The 24,994-nt window shown below is 57.1% G+C and carries 20 protein-coding genes, 2 tRNA genes and 2 pseudogenes; 14 read left to right on the top strand and 10 right to left on the bottom strand.

Translation table 11 applies throughout. The features are described 5' to 3' along the window. Nucleotides 1-48: 48 nt before the first annotated feature. Entirely contained in the window at nucleotides 49-2,292 is a 2,244-nt protein-coding gene (locus tag L598_RS13325) for a glycosyltransferase family 2 protein (protein WP_210244997.1), read from the top strand. Between the two features lie 289 nt (nucleotides 2,293-2,581). Continuing rightward, nucleotides 2,582-3,400 carry a sulfotransferase family 2 domain-containing protein gene (locus L598_RS13320; protein ID WP_144863152.1) on the top strand — a complete coding sequence of 273 codons (819 nt, stop codon included), beginning with the start codon at nucleotides 2,582-2,584 and terminating at the stop codon, nucleotides 3,398-3,400. Between the two features lie 175 nt (nucleotides 3,401-3,575). Here L598_RS13320 and L598_RS21615 read toward each other — a convergent pair. After that, a pseudogene (locus tag L598_RS21615) lies at nucleotides 3,576-3,789 on the bottom strand (transposase); the annotation flags it as partial. Nucleotides 3,790-3,851: 62 nt separating this feature from the next. Here L598_RS21615 and L598_RS13305 point away from each other — a divergent pair. The 4 genes and pseudogenes from L598_RS13305 to L598_RS13290 form a co-directional block, all read left to right on the top strand. Then, nucleotides 3,852-3,986: pseudogene (locus L598_RS13305) on the top strand (transposase domain-containing protein); the annotation flags it as partial. A gap of 91 nt (nucleotides 3,987-4,077) precedes the next feature. Further along, nucleotides 4,078-4,998 (top strand): methyltransferase domain-containing protein, encoded by a 921-nt coding sequence (locus L598_RS13300; protein WP_144863150.1) that lies wholly within the window; start codon nucleotides 4,078-4,080, stop codon nucleotides 4,996-4,998. A gap of 159 nt (nucleotides 4,999-5,157) precedes the next feature. Next, complete coding sequence (locus tag L598_RS13295; protein WP_144863148.1) at nucleotides 5,158-6,774, top strand: sulfotransferase family protein; 1,617 nt, start codon at nucleotides 5,158-5,160, stop codon at nucleotides 6,772-6,774. A 64-nt stretch (nucleotides 6,775-6,838) separates the two neighbouring features. Beyond that, a complete protein-coding gene (locus tag L598_RS13290) occupies nucleotides 6,839-9,352 on the top strand; it encodes a glycosyltransferase (protein ID WP_210244996.1) in 2,514 nt (837 codons plus the stop codon). A gap of 116 nt (nucleotides 9,353-9,468) precedes the next feature. Here the strand turns inward: L598_RS13290 and L598_RS13285 are convergent, their stop codons facing one another. From L598_RS13285 to L598_RS13255, 7 genes are all read right to left on the bottom strand, one after another. Continuing rightward, entirely contained in the window at nucleotides 9,469-10,806 is a 1,338-nt protein-coding gene (locus L598_RS13285) for a UDP-glucose/GDP-mannose dehydrogenase family protein (protein ID WP_144863145.1), read from the bottom strand. 199 nt (nucleotides 10,807-11,005) lie between these two features. Next, nucleotides 11,006-11,082, bottom strand: a tRNA-Arg gene (locus L598_RS13280). Nucleotides 11,083-11,098: 16 nt separating this feature from the next. Continuing rightward, nucleotides 11,099-11,404, bottom strand: a complete 306-nt coding sequence (locus tag L598_RS13275; RefSeq protein WP_144863143.1) for an ETC complex I subunit — start codon at nucleotides 11,402-11,404, stop codon at nucleotides 11,099-11,101. Nucleotides 11,405-11,421: 17 nt separating this feature from the next. Continuing rightward, nucleotides 11,422-11,498: transfer RNA gene (locus tag L598_RS13270), tRNA-Pro, on the bottom strand. A 133-nt stretch (nucleotides 11,499-11,631) separates the two neighbouring features. Further along, nucleotides 11,632-12,333: a DnaA regulatory inactivator HdaA gene (hdaA, locus tag L598_RS13265; protein WP_144863141.1), complete on the bottom strand. Its 702-nt coding sequence runs from the start codon at nucleotides 12,331-12,333 to the stop codon at nucleotides 11,632-11,634. Between the two features lie 6 nt (nucleotides 12,334-12,339). Next, complete coding sequence (locus tag L598_RS13260) at nucleotides 12,340-13,452, bottom strand: AI-2E family transporter (protein ID WP_246658751.1); 1,113 nt, start codon at nucleotides 13,450-13,452, stop codon at nucleotides 12,340-12,342. Beyond that, complete coding sequence (locus tag L598_RS13255; RefSeq protein ID WP_144863137.1) at nucleotides 13,445-14,002, bottom strand: CDP-alcohol phosphatidyltransferase family protein; 558 nt, start codon at nucleotides 14,000-14,002, stop codon at nucleotides 13,445-13,447. The genes L598_RS13260 and L598_RS13255 overlap by 8 nt, the downstream gene beginning before the upstream one ends. Before the next feature lie 190 nt (nucleotides 14,003-14,192). Here L598_RS13255 and purM point away from each other — a divergent pair, with 190 nt between their 5' ends. Continuing rightward, nucleotides 14,193-15,257: a phosphoribosylformylglycinamidine cyclo-ligase gene (gene purM, locus L598_RS13250; RefSeq protein ID WP_144863135.1), complete on the top strand. Its 1,065-nt coding sequence runs from the start codon at nucleotides 14,193-14,195 to the stop codon at nucleotides 15,255-15,257. Beyond that, on the top strand, nucleotides 15,254-15,967 hold the full coding sequence (gene purN, locus L598_RS13245; protein ID WP_144863133.1) for a phosphoribosylglycinamide formyltransferase: 714 nt from the start codon (nucleotides 15,254-15,256) through the stop codon (nucleotides 15,965-15,967). Before purM ends, purN begins: the two co-directional genes overlap by 4 nt. Before the next feature lie 34 nt (nucleotides 15,968-16,001). On the opposite strand, the gene L598_RS13240 is transcribed toward purN, so the two are convergent. Continuing rightward, nucleotides 16,002-18,107, bottom strand: coding sequence for a molybdopterin oxidoreductase family protein (locus tag L598_RS13240; RefSeq protein ID WP_144863131.1), 2,106 nt, complete (start codon nucleotides 18,105-18,107; stop codon nucleotides 16,002-16,004). A gap of 182 nt (nucleotides 18,108-18,289) precedes the next feature. Between L598_RS13240 and L598_RS13235 the strand changes: the two genes are divergently transcribed. The 4 genes from L598_RS13235 to L598_RS13220 all read left to right on the top strand — a co-directional run bounded on the left by L598_RS13235 (nucleotide 18,290) and on the right by L598_RS13220 (nucleotide 20,999). Then, a complete protein-coding gene (locus L598_RS13235; RefSeq protein WP_144863129.1) occupies nucleotides 18,290-19,150 on the top strand; it encodes a 23S rRNA (adenine(2030)-N(6))-methyltransferase RlmJ in 861 nt (286 codons plus the stop codon). Between the two features lie 57 nt (nucleotides 19,151-19,207). Further along, complete coding sequence (locus tag L598_RS13230) at nucleotides 19,208-19,648, top strand: hypothetical protein (protein WP_144863127.1); 441 nt, start codon at nucleotides 19,208-19,210, stop codon at nucleotides 19,646-19,648. A gap of 17 nt (nucleotides 19,649-19,665) precedes the next feature. Next, the gene (locus tag L598_RS13225; protein ID WP_144863125.1) at nucleotides 19,666-20,334 is read left to right on the top strand and encodes a ribonuclease; all 669 of its coding nucleotides are present in this window, start codon (nucleotides 19,666-19,668) and stop codon (nucleotides 20,332-20,334) included. Nucleotides 20,335-20,399: 65 nt separating this feature from the next. Then, nucleotides 20,400-20,999 (top strand): glutathione S-transferase, encoded by a 600-nt coding sequence (locus L598_RS13220; protein WP_144863123.1) that lies wholly within the window; start codon nucleotides 20,400-20,402, stop codon nucleotides 20,997-20,999. Between the two features lie 67 nt (nucleotides 21,000-21,066). On the opposite strand, the gene L598_RS13215 is transcribed toward L598_RS13220, so the two are convergent. Then, nucleotides 21,067-21,723, bottom strand: coding sequence for an outer membrane protein (locus L598_RS13215; RefSeq protein WP_144863121.1), 657 nt, complete (start codon nucleotides 21,721-21,723; stop codon nucleotides 21,067-21,069). A gap of 401 nt (nucleotides 21,724-22,124) precedes the next feature. Here L598_RS13215 and L598_RS13210 point away from each other — a divergent pair, with 401 nt between their 5' ends. Together L598_RS13210 and uvrC are read left to right on the top strand one after the other, a co-directional pair. Continuing rightward, on the top strand, nucleotides 22,125-22,889 hold the full coding sequence (locus L598_RS13210) for an SDR family oxidoreductase (protein ID WP_144863119.1): 765 nt from the start codon (nucleotides 22,125-22,127) through the stop codon (nucleotides 22,887-22,889). Beyond that, complete coding sequence (gene uvrC / locus L598_RS13205) at nucleotides 22,886-24,970, top strand: excinuclease ABC subunit UvrC (protein ID WP_144863117.1); 2,085 nt, start codon at nucleotides 22,886-22,888, stop codon at nucleotides 24,968-24,970. Before L598_RS13210 ends, uvrC begins: the two co-directional genes overlap by 4 nt. Nucleotides 24,971-24,994: the final 24 nt, after the last annotated feature.

The raw sequence follows: 24,994 nt of genomic DNA, 5'->3' as shown, positions 1-24,994 counted from the left end.
CGCGTTAGCGCGATGGTGGGGGCATCATGGCGAACTGCACGAGGATTCATGGCTCAGATCGAGTTTCTGGACGAGAGCGTCTCCAGGGAATTTGTCAATGTAAGAGCCACCGGCGAGACGTTTGAAACCCTTGACCTCAAAGCGCTCAACAAAGTCCCACAGATCATCTTCAAGCCTGAAAGCGCACTGCCAACCGGCTGGCACCGTATCGAACTCGAGATGGAAATCGCGAGCGAAATCCGCCCGCAAGTCTTCTTCGATTTCGGCGGCGGCTTCAACGAGGTCTTCTCCACCCGTCTGAAGCGGCAGGGAAGCAGCCGCTTTTTGGCGGACATCAAACTCCCCTTTCCCGCCACGATCGTACGGCTGGACCCAGCCAACACCGCCTGTTCCTTCAAGCTCAATTCCTTTCGCATGCGCCGGCTCTCGGCTCCGGAAGTCGCGCTCGCCCTTGGCTGGCAGGGACTCAGGGTGCTGCGCCACGATCCACGAGGCTTCATTCGCCGCCTGCCGACCTTTCTCGACGCGCTGCGCCGCCCGTATTTCCTCCAGCTTCGCGAGAATGTGCAAACCGGCGGCGCAGTAACCTATGCCGATTGGATCAAGCGCCACGATTTCGATCCCACGCGCGATACGGAGGCGGTCGCCGCTGCGGTCGCTGCGCTCGATGAGAAACCGCTGATCAGCGTAGTCATGCCGGTCTACAACACGCCGGCAAAACTGCTCGAGGAGGCGATCGCCTCCGTGGTCGGCCAAATCTACCCGAATTGGGAACTGTGCATTGCCGACGACTGTTCGACGGAGCCTCATGTCCGCCCGGTCCTGGAGCGGTGGCTGAAGAATGACCGCCGCATCAAGGTCGTATTCCGCGAGGAAAATGGGCATATCTCTTTAAGCACTAATTCTGCGGCAGAGTTGGCTACCGGTGACTGGATTGCGCTGATGGACCATGACGACGTCATGCCAGCAAATGCACTGGCAGAAGTCGCGCTTGCAATCAGTGACCATCCCTTCGTGGATTTTGTCTATTCCGACGAAGACAAACTAGATCCTGATGGACGACGGGTGGGGCCTCATTTCAAGCCTGACTGGAATGAGGAAATGTTCCTTGCTCATAACTATATTAATCATCTAGCAGTGTATCGAGCTTCACTCTTCCGCGAGGTCGGGGGACTTAGGGCAGGCTTCGAAGGGAGCCAGGATCATGATCTCGGACTGCGGATAGTAGCAAGAACCAGTCCAGACCGGATTCTCCACATTCCAAAGGTACTTTACCATTGGCGTGCCTACGAGGGCTCAGGATCATATTCTGACAAGGCCCTTCGCAAAGCCATCAGCGCCAGACAGCGCGCCGTGCAAGAATACCTATCGTCAAAGGGAACTCTTGCGCGAGTTGCCGAGGGATATTTTGGCCGAAATAGAATTATATATGATCTTCCCAATCCCGCACCGAAAGTAAGTATAATAATACCAACGCGCGATAGAGTTGATTTATTGAAGAGATGTGTTAGTGGAATTTTATATAATACAGATTATCAAAATTTTGAAATAATTATCATGGATAATGACAGTGCTCTTCCGGAAACAGAAGAATTTTTTAGGAATATAGGAAAGAATTCAAACATAAGAATATTATCGTTTTCTGGTGAGTTTAATTTCTCAGCGATCAACAATACCGCGGCAGAACTTGCGACGGGCGAAGTTTTGTGCTTCCTCAACAACGACACCGGGGTTAAGCACCCTGATTGGCTCCGAGAAATGGTGAGTCTCGCGGTCCAGAAGCAAAACGGCGCAGTAGGAGCAAAGTTACTATACGAGGACGGTCGCGTTCAGCATGCCGGTGTTATATGCGGAATTACCGGTGTAGCGGGGCATGCCTTCCGTTTCTTCGATCCCAATGCCGAAGGTTACCACGCGCGGTTAAATGTTACCCATCAGATAACCGCGGTAACTGCCGCATGTATGGTAGTAGAAAAGCATAAATTCTTCGAGGTCGGGGGATTCGATCAAGAGCGGTTGAAGGTGGCATTCAATGACGTTGATCTCTGCCTGAAGCTGGACTCTTGCGGATATAGAAATATCTACACGCCATATGCAGAGCTTTACCATTTTGAATCGGCTTCAAGAGGGAGTGATCATGCTGCAGAACACATCGCGCGATTTTCCAGCGAAATCTCCCACATGGAAATGGTGTGGGGAAGCAAACTCAAGAATGACCGCTTCTATAATGTGAACCTTACCCGAACTGCTGAAGACTTCTCTCTAAGGTCGGATTCTGCACGAGAAGTTTAGTGCCGCTTTGCAGACGAGTTTGGAGCTTTGGGAAGGCAGCGTATTTTTATCGCTCGTTGCCGAAGGGGGTACGTCGATATCTGAATTGCGCCGTATTTTGAATTGTACCGTCACGATCTATATCGAGGAAGTTGCAAAGTGAGGTCGACACATTATGCACCTCTCTCTATTCAACCCAATCTAGGTTGCAATTCGCAGAGGCTACAATCGACAGCGTTCTGTCTTCCACTTCACGGCTAATGACAAAATCGATCTGTGCGCTGAAATCCCGATTTGGAATCATGGCTGAATGTTAGGCGAAAGCGCCACATACTATTCGGATTCTCGAAGCAGCATCAAGGTAAACAGAAGGCAATTAAATACAGTGGATAGGCCGATATTTTTCTGTCATCTGCCGAAGACCGGCGGAACTTCGCTTAGGCTGGCACTAGAGGCATCCGTACGCCCACATGAAATTATACCCGACGCGTACATGATGGCCCGGTCTGGGGGGCACTATCCCGACATTGCGCTTGTCATGGAGAACGTTGTCCGTCAGAGGTCATCTGTTCGATTGCTGCGCGGTCACTACCACCTTTCTGTGCGCAAGCTTTTGACAAACCCAATCACCATTGCCGTACTACGTGAGCCCGTCAGCCGGGTGATTTCAAACCTGAAACACAACATCCAATATAATGGCCACACCGCAGAAGCGATTTTGGAGGATTTAAGTAAGGGTATCACACGTGGCGTCGCCACAAACGCAATGACTAGATACCTCAGCGGGGATGTAGGCTTAATGCACCCAAGCAACATCAACCAACTGCACCACCATCTGCTCTACGGCCCCATTGGTAATGAGCAAGCCAGACTTAAATCTGCAATAGCTGCGTTAGAGACGATCGATGTGCTTGGCTTAGCCGAAAATCTTGATGAAATTTCTCTCAAACTTGCCAAGCTCGGACTCTCAATACCGCCCACCAGGCGAGCGAATGTGTCCAAATCTGGCCTTCTGAAGCTGAATGATAATCATAAAGAGCGCATCCGAGAAATGAACTTACTGGATGTCGCCCTTTATGAAGAAGCGAAGAAACGTTACGCTAACACCTCAATATTGGATCGCGGTTGAAAGCTGCAACAGCCGGTGCATATGAGGTTTATCGAACCATCCGATTGCCGATCCGGCTCATGAAATCGCGCAGCCAGTCGTCATTGTGATCAACGCCGGAGGACTGGCGGTTGTGACGTGCTCTGGACCGCTCCCCAACGCGCCCTCGGTTGGCGCTGGAGTTTTCCGGCCTTGATCAGCAACACGGGCTGGCTGCGTGTGCGGATTTCATGAACGCTGCGGGGACCTTGTTCCCGATCGCGCCGCCTGGCTGTTGCTCGTTAGTCTCTGCGCCAAACCTCCAACTTTTCCGCCGCATCCGTTAGGCTCAAGAACCCGTGAGCGTTCAAACATTCCGCCCGCAGCCGGGTATTGAACGCTTCGATGAAGGCGTTATCAATGCGTTTCCCAGCCAAGAAAATGGTGCGGAAAACTCTAACCCGATTCGAGGGCACTTAGCCGGAAGCAGACCATGAACAACGTCGAGCCGCTCGGTTACCTCGCCGACGTGCCCACCAGAATCGTCAACGGCCACCCAAACAGCCAGCTCGACGATCTCCTGCCCTGGACCTACATCGCCGCTCCCGAGATCAAGGCCGTGGCCTGAGAACACCGCTTACGCTACATTGTACCGATCGCATGGTGATTGCGGGGCGGGCCTTGGTGTGGTTTTAAGTTGCCCCAAATGGAGACAACCGATGCGCCTTTTACAACCGAAAAAGCTCCTAAAAAGCGTTGATCGGATTACCGTCTTGGATGGTGCCATCGTTGCCGTTGGCTGGTGCGACGGCAGAAATCCATTGTTGGTCGTAAACGGCAGCCCGGTACAAGATCAGGTGTGTTCACGTTTTCGCCGAATGGATGTAGCTGCAGTACACGGTCAGGATTTCGAATTTTCTGGATTCCGCATGGCGGCCGTGGTCAAAGATGTGATCACCGACAATTCAACAATAGGCGTTCGGTTCGAAGATGGAGATATAGTGGGAAGCTCTGGAATCTCCGTCGAAGCTCGCCTCGTTAAGGTGCGCAATAGCTTTCTCGAACAAGTCGCAAAAAGGCGAAATGCTTCCCTAATCGAAATCGGATCGCGCTCTCGGTCAGGCAATAGCTATCGCCATCTGTTCCCTACAATTGCAAAATACGTTGGCATGGATATCTCGGCCGGTCCAAATGTCGATCTCGTAGCTGATGCACACACGCTTTCACACCGCGTTTCTGAACAGTTCGACTTCGCTTTCTCCATTTCCGTTTTCGAGCATTTGATCATGCCGTGGGTTGCAGCCTATGAGCTTAACAAGGTGCTTAAAACTGGTGGTCTCGCCTATATCCAGTCGCACCCAGCATGGCCACTCCACGAAGAGCCATGGGACTTCTTCCGGTTTTCGCGAGAGGCATGGAGTGGGCTATTCAACAAGTTCACAGGCTTTGAAATCGTTGACAGCGCTTATGATCATGAGGCCTCAATTGTTCCGAGGTCAAAAAACAACGGCCCCCTCCAAGGGATCGACACACAGAAGACATTTCTCTTGAGCGCATGCATTGCCCGGAAAATCGGCGAACCTCTTGTTAACTGGTCCGCCGATCCGTCCGAAATCTACAATATCCAATACTCGCACTAGGTGTGTAGTCTCAGAGTGTGATGGTGCATCATCGAGTCTTAGTCGTCAGGATGACGATGCCCTATGGCAAGTGTTCTTCAGGCGGCGGACTCATGCAGCGACGGGACGTTGTCTATCGCCTGTGCCTTGCCCGAGTGGAATGAGCAACCAGAGGCCATGATGAAGAAAATGCCTGGAGACGTGTCATCCGAAGACGCCAGCATGCTGGTTCCGGACGAGATCGGGCGCACATGCGTGCTTGTACTGGGCATGCATCGCTCGGGCACCAGCGCAGTGACACGTATCTTCAGCCTGCTGGGCTGCGACCTGCCGGCCAATCTCATGGGCGCCAATAAGTCGAACGAAGCAGGCCATTGGGAATCTGTCCCTATCTGCCAACTCAATGACCGACTGTTGGAATCGGCCGGCTCATGCTGGCACGACTGGCAGGCCTTCAATCCCGGCTGGTTGCGCTCGCCGAAAGCACAGACCTTCCGTGAGGAAGCGCTCAGCGTTCTCGAGCAGGAGTTCGGCAACTCCCGACTCTTTGTTCTGAAGGATCCGCGTATCTGCCGTTTGGTGCCGTTTTGGCTCGATGTGCTGGCCGGGGCCGGCGTCCGTCCGCTTGTCGTCCTGCCGCTGCGAAATCCTCTCGAGGTTGCCGCCTCGTTGCAGAAGCGCAACGGCTTCGAGCTCGCCTTCGGTCACCTTCTGTGGCTGCGCCATGTGCTGGAGGCGGAGGTGGCTACACGCGGACTGCCACGCATCTTCCTAAGCTATGACTCCATGCTGCGTTCCTGGGCGCGTGTCGTGGAGCGGGCGGAGGAACAGTTCCGCCTTTCGCTGCCGCGCAAGTCAAGCACGGCCATAGCGGAGATCGAGACATTCCTCTCAGACAAGCTCAGACACCACAAGGAAGCACCGGAAAGCGTGGTGGAAAATCCGACGCTTTCCCGCTGGCTGCGCGACAGCTACCGCATTCTCTCCCGCTGGATCGAAAAGGGCGAGGATACAGCCGACCACGCAGCGCTTGACGCCATCCTTGCCGAATTCGACGCTGCCACCCCTGCCTTCGCGCTACTTGCCGATGCCGGCCACGCGGCGATCGGCAGAGCGCGTCGCTTAGAAGATGATCTCGAGCAAAATAAGGCCGAACTTGCCGAGGCGCGCAAAGCTGCAGCGCAGATGGAGGAGGCCTTTGAGACAGTCGAACGGGCAGCTGCCGACACGCGTGCCGAACTTCAACAGACCAAGAGTGCACTTGAACAGCGCCGCCACGAGGCGGAGGAGACGGCAGAAGCTCTCAAGCAGACACGTGAGAAGCTGGCCGATGCGGAGGCCGCCCGCCAGAAGGCGGAGGAGGCTCACACCCAGGCTCGGCAAGAAGCGGAGGCTGCCCGCCAGGAGGCGGAGCAGGCTGCAGCCCTCAACCGCGACCTTTCCACTCGGCTCGATACCCGTTTCAACGAGATCGCTGAAATAAGCCGCCTCTTGCGCGCCCGCGAGGCAGAGGTAGAGGCCGGGCGCCTACGGACCGAGCAAGTGGCCAGCCAAGCTGCAACGGAGCTTGGGCGCGCTATCACCGCGGTGATGGATAACAGGCGCCATCCTTTCTTCTGGGCAGGGGCGCGCATGCGGCGCGCCATCGCCATTGTCCAGCGCTCCGGTCTTTTCGACGCCGAATGGTATCTCAGGCACTATACCGATGTGGCAGAGGCCGGCATTGATCCGATCAAGCACTATGTGCTCTTCGGCGCAAGAGAGGGACGGCATCCCAACGGCCGCCTCAAAAGTTGAAGTTGCCGCTCAATCATTTTAGCTAGATCGCTACACGGATTGATGTATCGTCAGAAAATCTCAAGTGGGGTCATTGGTGGGCGAAATATCAAAGGAAGATCTGGAAGCCATCCGCAATTCCGGCCCGTTCGATGCCGAATGGTATCTTGATACATATCCGGATGTGAAAGCACTGGGGATGGATCCTCTAGAGCACTATCTCTGGCTGGGAAGAAAATTAAACCGGTCCCGCTCGGCCAAGGATTTTCAAAACGGTGCCACTATAAACAAAGATATCACAGACAATATAGAGAATTCTTCTATACAAAAGAGAAGGCTTGTTATTTTTGCATCTTATAATGAATTTGGAATTATAAATCCGTACGTAAAATATTATATAGACGGACTCTTAGACGTATCAGAGAGAATAATATTCGTAGCAGATAACGATATATCAGAATATGAAAAAAAGAAAATCCAAAGACAATCTGTTAACATAATTAGCGGGCGCCATGGAGAGTATGATTTTGGATCATATAAGCGCGGCTATATTTTTGCAAAAGAGAATGGTTTTCTTCAGGAAGTGGATGAGCTGATTCTTTGCAACGATAGCTGCTTTGGACCAGTCTCGAACTTCGGAAAAATGTTTTTAGAGATGTCCGAGCGAGGTGCGGACTTTTGGGGGATAACGGGGAGTGAATTTTTTCAATATCATCTGCAAAGCTATTTCCTTTGTTTCTCAAAATCTGTTTTTCTGCACAAAACGTTTGAGGAGTTTCTTCTATCTGTAAAAGCACACAAGACTGTCCAAGATGTAATTAAAAATTATGAAGTTCGGCTAACAAAATTATTGACTGATTTAGGCTTTAAGGTCGATTCTGTAATACGAACTCAGCCTGAAATGGAAAATCCTCGGCAGAGGCGCCCCCTAAGCATAGAGCATTATCCCTGCTTTTTACTTGATCAAGGATCGCCTTTAATTAAAGTCAAGGCTTTAAAAAAGGCGGCTTGCAACCTGGATGGGATTGATATTACTTTAGAAAAATTGAAGTCTTCAAACCCCTCTCTATATGAATTTGCCATCCAAGATGATACCATTAACCGTTATTTGAGCGCTGAAGATGCTTCCTTCTCTCTTATCATGCCCACTTACAACAGAGCGCACTGCATAGAGAAAGCAGTAAACTCTGTACTCTTACAGACGCATCGGAATTTTGAACTTATTATCATAGATGATGGATCTGTTGATGGAACAGAGGCGCTCATTAGTGAGCGATACGGGGACGCGATAAAGGAAGGACGGATTACATATATACGGTTACCATCCTCCGTCGGAGTTTGTTCCGCGCGCAATATCGGCTTGATGGCTGCGCGCTTCGATTGGATCGCATATGTCGACTCCGACAACACAATAAGGCCGTACTTTCTTAAAGTGTTCTCCCAAAGCATAAAAGAGAACCCTGAAATATATACCTTTTACGCGGAATTCTGTAGAAGAGAAGACGGCAAGATAGGAGGGGGAATATTCGACTACCAGCGTCTTCGCCAAGGAAATTTCATCGACTTAGGTGTATTTGTTCACCACAGGAAATGCTTTGAAGAGATGGGCGGATTCGACCGATCTCTAAAGCGGTTGGTCGACTGGGATCTAATCCTCCGCTATACGAGGTCTTATCCCCCACGTTATATACCAAATATTTTATTAGACTACAGCGACAATGAAGATCCAAATAGAATAAGCAGGAAGGAGTCCGCTCTTAAATCAAGAATACAGATTACTAATAAACATGATATCAACAAAACAATATCAACAGTCATACTTTCATATAACCAAGAAAAATTTGTCGAAAAAGCCATCCGGAGTGCCCTTTCCCAAAAGGGAGATTTTGACCATGAGATCATCCTCTCGGATGATGGCTCGATAGATGGTACGCCCGAAATTATAGATAAGTACTGTCGCTCCCATCCGAACTTGATTCGGAGCGTTGGCGGAGGTGTAAACATGGGCGTTTCCGCTAATTTCCGTCGAGCCTTCGAGGAGGCTGCCGGTGAGTTTGTGGCAATTCTGGAAGGAGATGACTACTGGATTGACGATCAGAAATTGAATGCGCAAGCGCATTTTCTGCGAGAGAACCCTGATTGCTCCATGGTTTTTTCAAAAATCAATGTTTGTAATTTAAAAGACAAAAGTTTTAAAACCCTTGAAAGGCAAGATTCTATAAAGAAAAATAAATTGACCGGTCAAGACTTTCTTAACCATCCGACGATGAATTTGATAGCAAATTTTTCATGTTGTATGTTTAGATCGGAATTAATGAAAAAATTGCCGAAAATTCTTTTTGAGCACAGATTTAGTGAGATTTCATTAGCTTTTTTTCTAGAAAAATTCGGATACATTGGCTACATTGATAGAATAATGAGTGTTTATGTACAGCATCCCGCAGGGATTTGGAGCGGCGGGGATCGTGATGCGCAATTGCGCAGTGGCCTGATGGTAAGAACGGTTGCCAAAAGCGTGGCGCGTGTCGAATATAAGGAACCGATCCAGAAAATTATTGAGAAAGATTATCTATCAAAGTTACAGAAAGTTCCTGCATAAAACTTGTTCAATATATAACAAGAAGGCAGCCGCTGTGATAATAGATCCCAATAATTGAATCGCCTTTAAAAAGCTATCCTGAAAGGCTCGATTGTTAGGTTGATCCGACTACCTTATTACCCTACCGCCCGCCCCATACCCACAACCTTCAGCCCATAGCGCTCCAGGATCGCTGGGTCGTAAATGTTGCGGCCGTCGAAGATCACCTTCTGCTTGAGCCGCGCGGCGATTTCTGCGAAGTCCGGGGCCTGGAAGTTACGCCACTCCGTCACCACTACCAGTGCATCTGCTCCTTCCAGCGCCTCCTCCTGGGAGGAACACAAGACAAGATCCTCCCGGGCACCATAGATACGCCGGCATTCTTCCATTGCCTTGGGATCGAAAGCGCGCACACGTGCACCCGCCTGCCACAACGCCTCCATCAGCGTGCGCGAAGGCGCCTCGCGCATATCGTCCGTATTGGGCTTGAAGGAAAGGCCCCACAGGGCGAAGGTGCGTCCGGCGATCTCGCCGCTGAAATGAGCCATGATCTTCTCGAAGAGAAGCCGTTTCTGACGTTCATTGCGCGCCTCCACGGCACCGATCACCAGCGGCTCAAAATCCTCGCGCTCCGCCATTGCGATGAGTGCACGCACATCCTTGGGAAAGCATGAACCGCCATAGCCGGCCCCGGGATAAATGAAGTGATAGCCGATGCGCGGGTCAGAGCCGATTCCGAGCCGCACCTTCTCGATATCGGCGCCCAGCCGCTCGGCCAGATTCGCCATCTCGTTCATAAAGCTTATCTTGGTGGCCAGCATGCAGTTTGCGGCATATTTCGCAAGCTCGGCGCTGCGCAGGTCCATCACGATAATCTTCTCGTGATTGCGGTTGAAGGGAGCGTAGATCTCGCGCAGCAGCCTCTCCGTCTCGGAGCCCGGCTCGCTCACGCCGATGAGAATGCGGTCGGGCTTCATAGAGTCGGCGACGGCCGATCCCTCCTTCAGGAACTCCGGATTCGAGGCAACGTCGAAGACGAGGTTTTCTAGACCACGCCGAGCAAGCCGCTCAGTGATGACGGCGCGCACCCTGTCTGCCGTGCCCACGGGCACGGTCGACTTGTTGACGACGATGGCGGGTGCGGCCATATGCGCTCCGATGCTCTCCGCAACGGCGAGCACATGGCGAAGATCAGCAGAGCCGTCATCGTCAGGCGGCGTGCCGACCGCGATGAAGATGATGCGCCCGTGGCGTATGCCTTCCGCGGCATCCGTGGTAAAACCCAGCCGCCCAGCCGCCAGATTGTCAGCCACCAGCCGCTCCAGCCCCGGCTCGAAGATCGGAACCTCACCGTGCTTCAGCCGCGCGATTTTGTCTGCGTCAATATCAACACAGACGACCTCGTGGCCTGCTTCGGCCATGACGGCAGCATGGACAAGGCCCACATAGCCTGTTCCAAAAATGGTGATATTCACGTCGCTTTCCTTTCCGAGGTTGTCGTAGGCTGCTAAGGCGAACTGCCGCTCCCCACGCTCCGGATGGACAGTAGCGTATCGCCTCTGAAGGCCTGGAGCAGAGAACCCTCCAGACAGTCGACAACCCATTCAGCGCCAAGCCGTCACTCATGTCTTAGGCATAAAATGTTACTTATGTCTCCGAGCCGTACAGAAAAAATGGCGATCCCGGCAGGATTCGAACCTGCGACCATCGGCTTAGAAGGCCGGTGCTCTATCCAGCTGAGCTACGGGACCGTGACCATTCGGATCCTCAATGGGTCCAGGGGATCTTGCGGTCATAGCGGAAGTTGTCCGCATAGGAAATCTGGCGGCGCTTCACCGGTTTCGGCTCAAAGACCTGAAAGGCTATTCCGTACCTCGTGGCGTAGGCGATCGCTTCTTCCTTGGTCGGGAATGTAAGGCGAATCTGGCTCTTCGTGTCGCCGGAGCTCGTATAGCCCATCAGCGGGTCTATCTTGCGCGGCTCCTCGGGCTCGAATTCCAGCACCCAGTGGCCGGTCTTGGCAGTGCCGGATTGCATCGCATTGCGGGCCGGGCTGTAGATGCGCGCGGACATGTCTCACTCCTCGAAAATGGTCGGAGTGGCAGGATTCGAACCTGCGACCCCCTGATCCCAAATCAGGTGCGCTACCAGGCTGCGCTACACTCCGAGGCCGGGCTTCCATAGGGTTTGGGGCTCATATAAGCAAGCCCTCATCGCAGGAAAACGAACAATCGGCACATAGAGGACTCTCTTCGGCACGGTAATTCAGGAAAGACCGAACCGGGCCTCCCGTATGGACTTCAGAATCCGAGATCGCCCTGCCCTGCATCCATGGCGCCGATGACATCGCTGGCCAGAGCGCGAGTGATGCGCGCCTTGCGCTCCAGCGCCACGCGGTCGAGCCGGTCCACAACCATCATGGCGGTCGAGAGCGAACGCTCGATGCGCCGTACCACATACTGCACCACATGCGGCTCCACCTCGACCTGACGGTCGGCGAAAAGTTTGGTGATGACTCCGGCGAGAAGCATGTCGTCCGGCTCGTCAATCTCGACCATGGCGGCGGCCTTCAGCCGGGACAGAAGGTCCGGAAGACGCACGCCCCAGGCAATCGGAAAGCGTCGCGCCGTCAGCAACAAATGGCTTTGCGCGCCCCTGACCGCATTGATTAGGTGGAACAGGCCGTTTTCGTCGAGATCGCCGCCGTCGGCATTGTCGATCAACAGCGGCGCCTGTCCAGCAAGCCTTATTTCCTCTTCGCCGATTGATTTCGGGTTTATCTCCGCCGCCCCGGCAAGATCGCGCCAGATGGCGGCCAGATGGGACTTTCCGGACCCTGCCGGGCCAGCCAGGACAACAAGCGGCGCCGGCCATTGCGGCCAGCTATCAATCAGCCCGACTGCCTTGGAATTGGCGTTTGTCACCACAAGGTCGTCGCGCGAGAAGCCCGGGGGATGGGCAAGTTCGAGCGGCAATTGGCGAACCGGTGGCAGTCCGCGCATGATACGCTACTCCCTGCTCCCGCCGTCACGGTCGCCACCGTAAAGCGGGGATTCAAGGTAGCGCGAGATCGCGAAGCGGACGAGAACGGCGACCGCTGCTGAAGCCGGTACGGCGATCAGCAGGCCTGCAAAACCGAAGAGATAGCCGAAGGCGACCAGCGCGAACATGAGCCAGACCGGATGAAGCCCGACGCTCTTTCCGACCAGCTTCGGCTGCAGGATATTGCCCTCGATGAACTGGCCGAGGAAGAATATGGCCGCGACCGCTACCACCCAATACCATTCAGGCCAGAACTGGAAGAAAGCGACGCCCACCGAGAGCACGAGCCCGACCAGCGAGCCCACATAGGGAATGAAGCTGATCAGGCCCGCGAAGAAACCAATCAGCAGACCGAAATTAAGTCCGACCAGTGTCAGGCCGATGGCATAGAAGGTTCCGAGAATGAGGCAGAGCGTGCCCTGCCCGCGCACGAAACCCGCAGTGGAGGCGTTGATGTCGCGGGCGAGCTGACGCACCGTCTCCACATGCTGCCGGGGCACGAGACTGTCGACCTTGGCCACCATATGATCCCAGTCGAGCAGCATATAGAAAGCGACAACGGGCGTAACGATGAAGAGGCTGGCAACGCTGACGAGTGCCGCGCCGGAGCTCCAGATCGACTGGAACAATTGTCCGATGAAGCCGGTGCCTTGCGCCAGAAGCGAGTTGAGCCCGTCCTTGAGCGCCGTGGAATCGACGCCCACCACCCGTTCGAACCACTCGGAATCGAAATTGGTGACCATTCCCTGAAGGCGCGACAGATATTCAGGTATCCGGGCCCCGAAATCCGCAAGCTGCCGTGCAAGGATCGGGATCATCACCGTCAGCGCAAGCGCAAGGACGAAAACGAAGGCGACGAGAATGAAGACCGTCGCCGCCGTACGCGAAAACCCCAGTCTCTCGAGACGATCGGCAACCGGATCGAGGAAATAGGCGAGCGCCATCCCGGCCAGGAAAGGCAGCAGGATCGCGCTGAACACGTAAAGGAAAAGGATAAATACCAGGAAGGCACCTATCCAGAAGGCGGCCTGCCGGCGAAACGCGATCGCCAGCGGAGTCTCTACCTTGATTTCACTCACCTGGCGCTTCGGTCTCGGCATGGCCGCCCATATGCTTGATCCAGCCGACGAAATAGGCCGCGCCGGAAGCGACGGTCAAGAGGCCGGACAGATAGATGAGTCCCGTGCGCAGCATGCCCGAACCAAGCCCCAAGGCAAGCTCTCCGAGAACGAGAGCCGCAAGCACGATCTGCACCAGCGTATTGGCCTTGGAGACGAACAGCGGCCTGACCTTGACGGGATGCGACATGATGGTCGACAGGAGCACGGCGCTGACGATCAGGGCGTCGCGGGAGACGGCAGCGATCACCAGCCACAGCGGCAGTTCGCCCATATAGCCCAGCACCAGGAACACGCTGACCAGCAGCAGCTTATCGGCCATGGGATCGAGATAGGCGCCGAGTTCCGAACGCTGGTCGAAGTGCCGCGCGATGAAGCCATCGACGCCATCGGAGACGCCGGCGAGCACAAAGCCGGCAAAGGCCCATCCCATATAGCCGGTCAGCAGTGCGAAGACCACGGACGGCACGAGAAGCAGCCGCATCAGGGTGATCAGATTCGGAATGGTCAATCAGGCTCTCCCATCTTACCCGCTGAACGCCAACAGATGATTCGAGATAGATGGCCGGAGCAATAGCCGGCTTCAAGTGCCGGCGAACAGGACAATCCTGTCCGCGACCTCGGATCAGGGTCGGGTAAATCTTGCAGCATCGGCCTGGTCATGCGAATAGCCGTGCATCGTGGCGCAATGGAAGAATTCGATGAGCAAGGGGAAGAATGGCCTGTCCTATGCCGATGCCGGTGTGGACATCGATGCAGGCAATGCGCTTGTCGAAAAGATAAAACCGCTGGTGCGCTCCACACGCCGGCCCGGCGCCGATAGCGAGATCGGCGGCTTCGGCGGCCTTTTCGACCTCAAGGCGGCGGGTTTCTCCGATCCGGTGCTGGTGGCCGCCAATGATGGCGTCGGCACCAAGCTGAAGGTCGCCATCGAGGCGGGAAAGCACGATACGGTCGGCATCGACCTCGTCGCCATGTGCGTCAACGATCTCGTCGTGCAGGGCGCCGAGCCACTTTTCTTTCTCGACTATCTGGCGACCGGAAAGCTCGACCCGGAACAGGGCGCGGCGATCGTCGGCGGCATCGCGGAAGGTTGCCGGCAGGCGGGCTGCGCGCTGATCGGCGGCGAAACGGCAGAGATGCCTGGCATGTATCAGGAAAAGGACTATGACCTCGCAGGCTTCGCCGTTGGTGCGGCCGAGCGTGGGCAGTTGCTGCCGACCGACGATATCGTGGAAGGCGACGTTGTGCTCGGGCTGGGCTCTTCCGGCGTCCATTCCAACGGTTTTTCTCTGGTCCGGCGCATCGTGGCCATAAGCGGGCTGGGCTGGCAGGATTCCGCGCCTTTCGCCGAAGGCCGCAGCCTGGCCGAAGCACTTCTGGAGCCGACCCGCATCTATGTGAAATCCATACTCGGTGCGATCCGCGGCACGCATGGCATCAAGGCGCTCGCCCACATCACCGGCGGCGGCTTTCCGGACAATATTCCGCGCGTGCTGCCCGAGGAATATGCCGCCGAAATCGAACTCAAGGCGATCGACGTGCCCCCAGTTTTCCGATGGCTTGCAGCGGAAGGTGGTGTCGCCCATGACGAGATGCTGCGCACCTTCAATTGCGGGATCGGCATGATCGCCGTCGTGGCGGCAGGCCAGGCGGCGCAGGTGGCCGCCGTGCTGCAGCAGGCAGGCGAGCATGTGACGACGCTGGGCCGTCTCGTGCCGAGCCGCGAGCACGGCGTCATCTATCGTGGGCGCCTCGACCTATGACCCGGAATCCGCGCAAACGCGTTGCCATCCTGATCTCCGGCCGTGGCTCAAACATGGCGGCTTTGATCGAGGCGGCGCGGGACGAAAGCTATCCCGCAGAGATTGTCGGCGTCATCTCCGATCGGGCAGATGCGGCCGGCCTCGATATCGCAAAGCGGGCCGGCATCGCCACACGCACCGTGTCGAGGATCGACTATCCAGACAAGCAGGCGCAGGAAACAGCGACCGGCAAGGCGCTGACCGATCTCGGTACAGAGATAGTCTGCCTCGCCGGCTATATGCGACTCCTGAGCGCCGAATTCGTCGCGCAATGGGAAGGCAGGATGATCAACATCCACCCTTCCCTGCTGCCCTTGTTCAAGGGGCTCGATTCCCACCGGCGCGCGCTCGAAGCCGGCATGCGCATCCATGGCTGCACCGTGCATTTCGTTACTGCGGAAACGGACGGCGGTCCGATCATTGCCCAAGCAGCGGTTCCCATTGCTGTTGGTGACGACGAGACCTCTCTGGCCGCTCGCGTCCTGAAAGCCGAGCACAAGCTGTATCCCTTGGCGTTGCGCCTCGTTTGCGAGGGAAAGGTACGTATGGAGGGGCGGAAAGCCGTCTTCTCCGCCTTTCCCGAAGATATCTCGCCCGAAGCCAAGCTGATTTCACCGCGACCGGATACTGGACCGGTGGACCTCGAATCCCTCGCCCGGTTTACGCCGTAAGCGCTTCGGCCCAGAATCTAGAGGCGGCCTGTCTTCACGACGCTGCCCGCACCCATACCTTCGTGTCATGCACGGCCGCACCGCCATAGGGAGCGGGCGCATCGGAGCCGGTGAGCACATTAATGCCTTCGCCGCGCTCATGGGCGCTGTTCGGCCAGATGCCTTCCGCGATCACCACACCGCGGCGCAGGCCATCGAACAGCTTAGCATGAAGCACCACTTCGCCGCGCATGTTGCCGATCTCCACCCGGTCGCCATCGGCGAGCCCGACAGATGCTGCATCTTCCGGATGGATGAGCAATTGCGGCCTGCCCTCCTTTTCCTTCGATACCGGCGTTTCCGTGAAGCTGGAATTGAGGAAATTGCGTGCCGGCGAAGTCGCCAGCCGGAACGGATGCTCCTCGTCAGCAACCTCGATCAGGTCCACATGGTCCGGGAATTCCGGCAGACGCTCGTAGGGTCCCAATATGCCCATGGATTTCGGCGGACGGTTGGGTGCGGCTTGCCCCGTCCAATCCGGCCGGAAGCGGAATTTTCCGTCCGGATGACCGAAACCGTTGAGAAAATGCGCCTCCTCGAAAGGCGGCTGCAAATCCGCCCAGCGCTGCTCCTTGAAGCTATCGAAATTGCCGAGCCCCTTCCTCTGCAGCATGATGTCGATATGCTCGCGTTCGGTCATGCCGAAGCCGGGCAGATGGGCGACGCCAAGGCGCTTGGCCAGTTCCTCGATCACGTAATGATTGGTGCGCGGACCTTCGGGCGGCTCGATCAGCTTGGGTCCGAGCGTGATATGCTGGTTACCGCCCCCCTTGTAGATGTCGTCATGCTCTAGGAACATGGTCGCCGGAAGCACCACATCCGCCAGCTTGGCTGTGTCCGTCATGAACTGCTCATGCACGCAGGTGAAGAGGTCTTCGCGCAAGAAGCCCTTTCTGACCAGCCGCTGCTCGGGTGCCACATTGGCGGGGTTGGTGTTCTGGATCAGCATGGCCGTCACCGGCGGCCCGCCGTAAAGCGCATCCGGCGCGCCTGTCAGCACCGGGCCGATGCGCGAATGATCGAGATATCGCACGCTCGGATCGCGCAGGGTCTTGCCTTCAACGAGACCGGTGTCGAGCTTCAGCACACCGGAATTGGAGTGAAAGGCGCCACCACCTTCATATTGCCAGCAGCCCGTTACCGCGGCGATCGACAGCGCCGCATGCATGTTCACCGAACCATTGCGCTGGCGCGAAAATCCATAGCCAAGGCGGAAATAGGTCTTCTTCCTCGTGCCCACCAGGCGAGCGAAGTCCTCGATCTCCTCCACCGACAAGCCAGTGATAGCGGCCGCCCATTCCGGGGTCTTCGTCTGGAGGTGAGCCTCCAATCCCTTCGGATCGTCGGTGTATCTTTCCAGATAGGCCCAATCGGCCATCCCCTCCCGAAAAAGCACATGCATGACGGCGCAGGCCAGCGCGCCATCGGTGCCGGGCTTTATGACCAGGCCCATATCGGCCTGCTTCATCGTGGCATTCTTGTAGACGTCGATGACCACGATCTTCGCCCGACGCTCCTTGCGGGCCTTTACCGCATGCGTCATCACATTGACCTGCGTGACGACAGCATTGGTGCCCCAGATCACCACGCAGTCCGATTTCGCCATCTCTCGCGGATCAGGTCCACGCAACGCGCCCGCGCCCATCATCCAGCCCGTCCAGGCGAGATTGGTGCAGATGGAGCCGAAGAAGCCCGAATATTTCTTGGCATGGCGCAACCGTTCTATGCCGTCGCGCTGCACGAGCCCCATGGTGCCGGCATAGAAATAAGGCCAGACCGTCTCGCTGCTGTATTTGTCCTCGGCGGCGATGAATTTTTCGGCCACGAGATCAAGGGCGGCTTCCCAGCTTGCCTCTTTCCAGATTGCCTCGCCCTTGGCGCCCGCCCGCACCAGCGGCTTCAGGAGCCGCTCCGGATGATGGATGCGGTCAGCATAGCGCGCCACCTTGGCGCAGATCACGCCTGCCGTATAGGTATTATCCTTTGCGCCATGCAGCCGGCCGATACGCCCGTCGATGATCTCGACATCGAGCGCGCAGGTCGAAGGGCAATCATGCGGACAGGCCGAATGTCCGATATGGATTCGGGGATGGGTGTTCATGCTTTAAAGCTAGCCGATCGCGAAGGCAGATTGTAGAGCACTAGTGGAATGAATTTGACGTTCGAACCGCTTGATGTTGGCCTGGGGATCGAATGTCAAATTCAAAAATTCCACTAGAATCAGAAACTTGCTCGCGATGAAAAGCACTTGTCCGTCGCATTCGCAAGCGTGATGGAGTCCCCATGAATTACCGCCATGCCTATCACGCCGGGAATTTTGCCGACGTCATGAAGCATGTCGTCATCACCCGGATCGTGGAATATCTGAAGCGAAAGGAGAAGGCCTTCCGCGTCATCGATACGCATGCGGGTGTCGGCCTCTACGATCTGACCGGTGAGGAAGCCGGAAAAACGGGCGAGTGGCAGCGCGGCATCGGGCGGCTCATGGAAGCGCAGCCCGAGGGCAAAATCGCCAATCTTTTGAAGCCGTTCCTGTCCGCCGTTGAATCCGTGGACCAGGAAGGTCCCAACAGATTCTATCCCGGTTCACCCAAGATCCTGCGCCACCTCCTGCGCAAGCAGGATCGGCTGACGGCAATCGAACTGCATCCCGAGGATGCCGCCTCGCTCAAGACGCTCTTCGCCGGCGATATGCAGGTTCGCGTCATCGAGCTTGACGGCTGGCTTGCACTCGGCGCGCATCTGCCGCCCAAGGAGAAGCGCGGGCTTGTCCTTGTGGACCCGCCCTTCGAGGATGAAGGCGAATTCGGCAGGCTCGTGGATGGCCTGCAGAAAGCATATCGCCGCTGGCCAGGCGGAACCTATGCTTTGTGGTATCCAATCAAGAACCGCAAGGCGGTGGCGGATTTCCATGAATGGCTCAAGACAAGCGCAATTCCAGACATACTGGACCTGCGGCTCGAGATCAGGCCACCCTCGCCCGATCCGCGCCTCGACGGCTCTGGCATGATCGTGGTCAACCCGCCTTTCGTGCTGAAGGAGGAGATGAATCTGCTCCTTCCCTTCCTGGCGAAGCTTCTTTCCGAGAATGATCGGGGCCGATTTTCCATCGAACAGCTCACCAGGGAGCAGGTCCGGTCTTGACCGGAAGGGGCGGCTGGCTGAAAGTGCGCCAACCTTGAATCTCCGAGGAGCTTCGACATGATGCGTATTGCGAACCTTGCCAGCGCCGTCCTCATGACAGCAGCGGCAATTCTGCCGGCGTGGCAGGCACAGGCAGCCGATTATGCCGTGGGCTCCTATGTTCAGGACAGCGGCATCTGCGCGCATCGCAGCGTGCTCGGCGCAATCACCGACCGGTTCAGCTATCAGGTCCGCAATGTTCCCAACCTGCCCGATGTCGGCATCGTGGATTTCTACAATGTCCGCGAGACCCGCTATCTCCCGGAGATTGAATACCGGCCGATCGCACGGCGCTATTGCAGCGCCGTCGTGCGGCTTTCCGACGGACAGGACAGGCCGGTCTGGTACCTGATCGAATACGGCCAGGGCTTCGCAGGACTTGGCGACAATGTCGAATTCTGCGTCAGCGGCTTCGATCGCTGGCATGTCTACAACGGCAACTGCCGCGTTCTGTACTGACCTGACGACGCTTTCCGATGCGAATCCTTCGATGGCCGCCTTTCAAGGCAGCTCTGTTCCTGTGTTTCCACGGCTTTGCCGTCTCGGGCGCCGCAACCGCGGCTGAGGCCGCAGAGTTCGACTTTTACGCCCTCGCCCTCACCTGGTCGCCGAGCTATTGCGCCGTCGAAGGCGAAAACGCCAATCGCCGCCAATGCGGCGATGACAGTTCCTTCGGCTTCATCGTGCACGGTCTGTGGCCGCAAGAGGAAGGCGGCGGCTATCCGGAATTCTGCGCCGGCAGCGGACCGGATCGCGTGCCGGACAAGCTTGTCAGGCAATATCTGGACATCATGCCTTCGGCCGGATTGATCGGCCACCAGTGGCGCAAGCACGGTTCTTGTACGGGACTCGGCCAGGAGGGCTATCTTCGAACCGTGCGCGCCGCGCGCGAACGCGTCAGGATACCGGAGGCGTTCAGGCAATCGGAAGATGCACGAATGGTCGATCCCGATGTTTTGGAAAAGGCTTTCCTCGACGCCAATCCGGGCCTTGAAGCCATCGGCATCGCCGTCACATGCGACCAGCGTTACCTGCGCGAGGTGCGTATCTGCATGACCAAAGATCTGCAATTCCGCCCCTGCCCGGAAATTGACGAGGACCAATGCCGGATGGACGAGGCTCTGATGCCGCCGGGCGGCGGATAAACCACCGATTGCGGCGACGCGCGGCCCCGCCTAGTGTCGCTCCGCGATTCAATGCGGAGTTCCCGATGCCGAAAGTCCTTTATTCCCCCAGTTCCCCATACAGCGCCAAGGTAAGGATGGCTGCCGCCTATGCGGGCGTCGCCGTCGAGCCGGTGATCGTCGATACAAATGCGGAACCGCCGCTGCTGATCGACAATAATCCGCTGGGCAAGATTCCCGTGCTCGTGACGGATGACGGCGAAAGCATCTTCGACAGCCGTGCCATCACCCAATATCTGAACCGCATTTCCGGCAACGCCCTGTTCCCCCGCAACGCGGTGAAACGTACCGAAGCGGAACGGCTGGAAGCTCTGGCGGATGGCATTTGCGACTGCCTGCTCGCCCATGTCTATGAGCGGCGTTTCCGCCCGGAGGAGAAGGTCGAGCAATCCTGGCTTGACAAACAGTGGTCCAAGGCGGAGCGCGCCCTCGACTACCTTGCCGCCAACCCGCCGAAACTGCCCAGGAAAATCACTGCCGGACACATCGCGCTGCGTGCCACGCTCGGCTATCTCGATCTGCGTTTTGCCGGGAAATGGGAGAAGAAACGCTCGAAGCTAGTGCGCTGGAAAAAGCGGTTTGACGAGAAATTTCCTGAACTCGCGGAGCTGGCTCCGAAAGGCTGAACCTTTATCAAGGTTCCATAAAAAAGCCGGGCGCGAGGCCCGGCTTTCTTTGATTCGGATCGGCAAATCAGAACTTCATACCGACGCCGACCATGACCTTGTGGTTTGAATCGTCAACCTCGAGGCCATTGAAGTCCTCGCTGCCGTAGTCGGTGTAGCGGTACTCAAGACGACCGAAGACATTCTCGGTCAGCTTGGCATCCATACCGGCGCCGGCCGTCCAGCCGAGCATGGTCTGGGTTTCGGAACCGATGCCGGCCTCGGAAACCTCAAGACGCTCGGCGGCACCACCGGCCGTACCATAGATCAGGAGGTTGTCGGTCGCGGCAAAGCCAAGGCGCGCACGGAGCGAACCGTCGACACCGCGCTCGGTTTCATAACCGTTTTCAGACCCATCCATGCCATTGTAGCCGATATCGCCTTCCACACCGTAGACGAAGCTGCCGGACTGCCAGTTCCAGCCGGCAAAGACATTGCCGACGAAACCATCGCTTTCGACCTCGGGGCCGCCTTCAACCTCCGACTGGCCGCTGAAGCCCCAACCAAGGGCAACACCGGCATAGGGACCGGCCCAGGTCGCGACCGGCGGAACTTCCATCGGAGCCGCGGGCGGCGCGGGCGGCGCTTCGGTGATGATATCAGCCGCAAGAGCCGGAGCTCCAGCGACGGCAACAAGCCCGAGGGCAATAGCTGCAGATCGCATGAGGTTTTTGTTGGCTTTCATAATGTAAACTCCTTGCCACTCAAAACGACTAAGCGTTTCCTAGAACGGGAACACCCTCCCCGTGCTTGGGAGGCACAACGGTCGAGGGCGAAACCGGTTCCGAATGTCATTTCCAAATGCGGCTCAATCGCACCCACAAATGGGTCTTTCGCTGGCAGCAATATGGCGGCAGTCTGACGTTGCGTTTTCGCAACAGATAAGGCTCAAAGCCTTGGCCAGGCTGCGCTTTGCCACCTTGGCCTTGGGCCGGCGAAAACCCTGTATGCACGAAATCGCCGCATTCCCTTATAAATGCTTACCATATCTTGGTTTTGCAAGAACCGGTCTGCTGATTTTGACGGATTGGTCCGCAGGAGGGCCGCGTTTATATAGTTGGTCGGTTTCAGCAGCACAGGTTCGGCATGGTACAGGCACACAAGGTCGCCCTGGTTACGGGCGGTGCAAGACGAATAGGCCGTGCGATCTCACTCGACCTCGCGGCGCATGGTTTCGCGGTCGCGATCCATTGCAACAGGTCGCAGGAACTTGCCAACGCACTTGCGGAGGAAATCAATGCCGGCGGCGGCCGGGCCGCTGCCATTGAGGCGGATCTTCTCGACAGCGAGGCTACGGCGCGACTCGTTCCGGCAGTGATCGCCGCTCTCGGGCCTGTCGGCTTGGTCGTCAACAATGCCTCGCTCTTCGAGGACGATTCGGTGACCGATTTTGACGGGGAAGCATGGGACAGGCATTTCGACCTGCATGTGAAAGCGCCGGCGATCATCGCCCGCTCCTTTGCTGCTGCTCTGCCGGAGGGGCATGAAGGACTGATCGTCAACATCATCGACCAGCGGGTCTGGGCGCTGACGCCGCGCTTCTTCAGCTATACGCTTTCCAAGTCGGCGCTGTGGACGGCAACAAGGACCATGGCGCAGGCTTTGGCGCCGAGGATACGTGTCAACGCCATCGGGCCGGGGCCGACGCTCGCCAACGAGCGCCAGGATACTGCCGATTTCGAGAGGCAGACACGAGCGCTGATCTTGAGGCGCGGACCCGCGCTTGAAGAGTTCGGCGCAACCGTTCGCTATCTTTGGGAGGCACGATCGGTGACCGGGCAGATGATCGCTCTCGACGGCGGACAGCATCTCGCCTGGGAGACACCGGACGTGACCGGAGTTGCCGAATGAGCGCGGACGACATCGAGAACAGGCGCAGAAGGCCGGGCGAGCGAGGCGCCGCACCGGACATGGCCGGCTATCTGCCGGGCGACGACAATGACGACGAACCGGAAGTGGAGGAAGCGTCTGCAGAGACCACGCCGGAGGCCAAACGCGCGCCTATCGAGTGGGATTCAGGCGGCCGCGAAGCACAAGGCAAGCTGGGCGTCGAGGTCATCCAGGCTCTGGTCAAACGCCTGCCGAACGCGCCCGGCGTCTACCGCATGATGAATGCCGCCGGCGACGTGCTTTATGTCGGCAAGGCGCGCAGCCTGAAGAAGCGGGTGACGAACTACGCGCAAGGACGCGGGCATTCGAATCGCATCACGCGGATGGTCCGCGAGACAGCGGCTATGGAATTCGTCGTCACCCGCACCGAGACGGAAGCCCTGCTTCTGGAAGCCAATCTCATCAAGAGGCTCAGGCCGCGCTTCAATGTCCTTCTGCGGGACGACAAGTCCTTCCCCTACATCCTCCTGACTGGCGATCACCCTGCTCCAGGCATCTTCAAGCATCGCGGAGCGCGGTCGCGCAAGGGTGACTATTTCGGCCCCTTCGCCTCGGCCGGCGCGGTCGGGCGGACGATCAATTCCCTGCAGCGCGCCTTTCTTCTGAGAACCTGCACCGACTCCGTCTACGAAAGCCGCACCCGCCCCTGCCTGCTTTACCAGATCAAGCGATGCTCGGGCCCCTGCACCGGCGAGGTGAGTCCCGAGGACTATGCCGAACTGGTGGCGGAGGCCAAGGCGTTCCTGTCAGGCCGCAGCAGCAAGGTCAAAAACGAGATCGCCGCCGCCATGCAGGAAGCCTCGGAGGCGCTCGATTTCGAGCGCGCGGCGATCTATCGCGACAGACTTGCCGCGCTCAGCCATGTGCAGGCGCATCAGGGCATCAATCCGCAAACTGTCGAGGAGGCAGATGTCTTCGCCATCCATCAGGAGGGCGGGCAAAACTGCATCGAGGTCTTCTTCTTCCGAACCAGACAAAACTGGGGTAACCGCGCCTATTTCCCCAAGGCGGATCCGGCGCTCGGGCCGGCGGAAGTGCTCGGTTCCTTCCTTGCCCAATTCTATGACGACAAGCCCTGCCCTCGGCAGATTCTGCTATCCCATCAAATCGAGGAACAGGCGCTGCTCGCCGAGGCGCTATCGACCCGCGCCGGACGCAAGATCTCGGTATCTGTTCCGCAGCGCGGCGAGAAAAAGGACCTGACGGATCACGCTTTGCAGAATGCCCGCGAGGCACTGGGACGAAGACTTGCCGAAACCTCATCGCAGGCGCGGCTGCTTGCCGGCCTTGCCGAAACCTTCGGCCTGCCCCGGACGCCCCGGCGCATAGAAGTGTTCGACAACTCGCATATAATGGGCACCAATGCCGTTGGCGCCATGATCGTCGCCGGGCCGGAAGGCTTCGTGAAGAATCAATACCGCAAGTTCAATATCCGCTCGACGGAGATCACGCCGGGCGACGATTTCGGCATGATGCGCGAGGTCATGCAGCGGCGCTTCTCGCGGCTCCTCAAGGAACATGGCAACCCGGCCGATCGCCCCGGTGAGGAAGACACCGTCGCCGAGGAGACCGACAGCTTCCCCGCCTGGCCGGACCTCATCCTCATCGACGGCGGTCAGGGCCAGATGTCGGCCGTGCGACAGATCCTCGCCGAACTCGGCATCGAAAACGCGGTGACCGCGATCGGCGTGGCCAAGGGTGTTGATCGCGACGCAGGCCGTGAGCGCTTCTTCATGGAAGGGCGGCAGCCATTCTCGCTGCCGATGCGCGATCCCGTCCTCTATTTCATACAGCGCCTGCGTGACGAGGCTCACCGCTTCGCCATCGGCTCTCATCGCGCGCGGCGCAAGAAGGAGATGGTGCGCAATCCGCTCGACGAAATCGACGGCATCGGCCCCGGCCGCAAGCGCGCCCTTCTCCATCACTTTGGCACGGCCAAGGCCGTCAGCCGCGCAGGTGTCGAGGATTTGGCAGCAGTTGCCGGAATTTCGGAATCCATGGCGCAGGTGATCTACAATCATTTCCATGAAAACAGCCGCTGACCCTTCGCAGTCAAACAGGGAGAT

Source organism: Mesorhizobium sp. J18 (assembly GCF_007829525.1).
Taxonomy (GTDB): Bacteria; Pseudomonadota; Alphaproteobacteria; order Rhizobiales; family Rhizobiaceae; genus VLJP01.
This window is presented reverse-complemented; position numbering and strand designations above follow the sequence as displayed.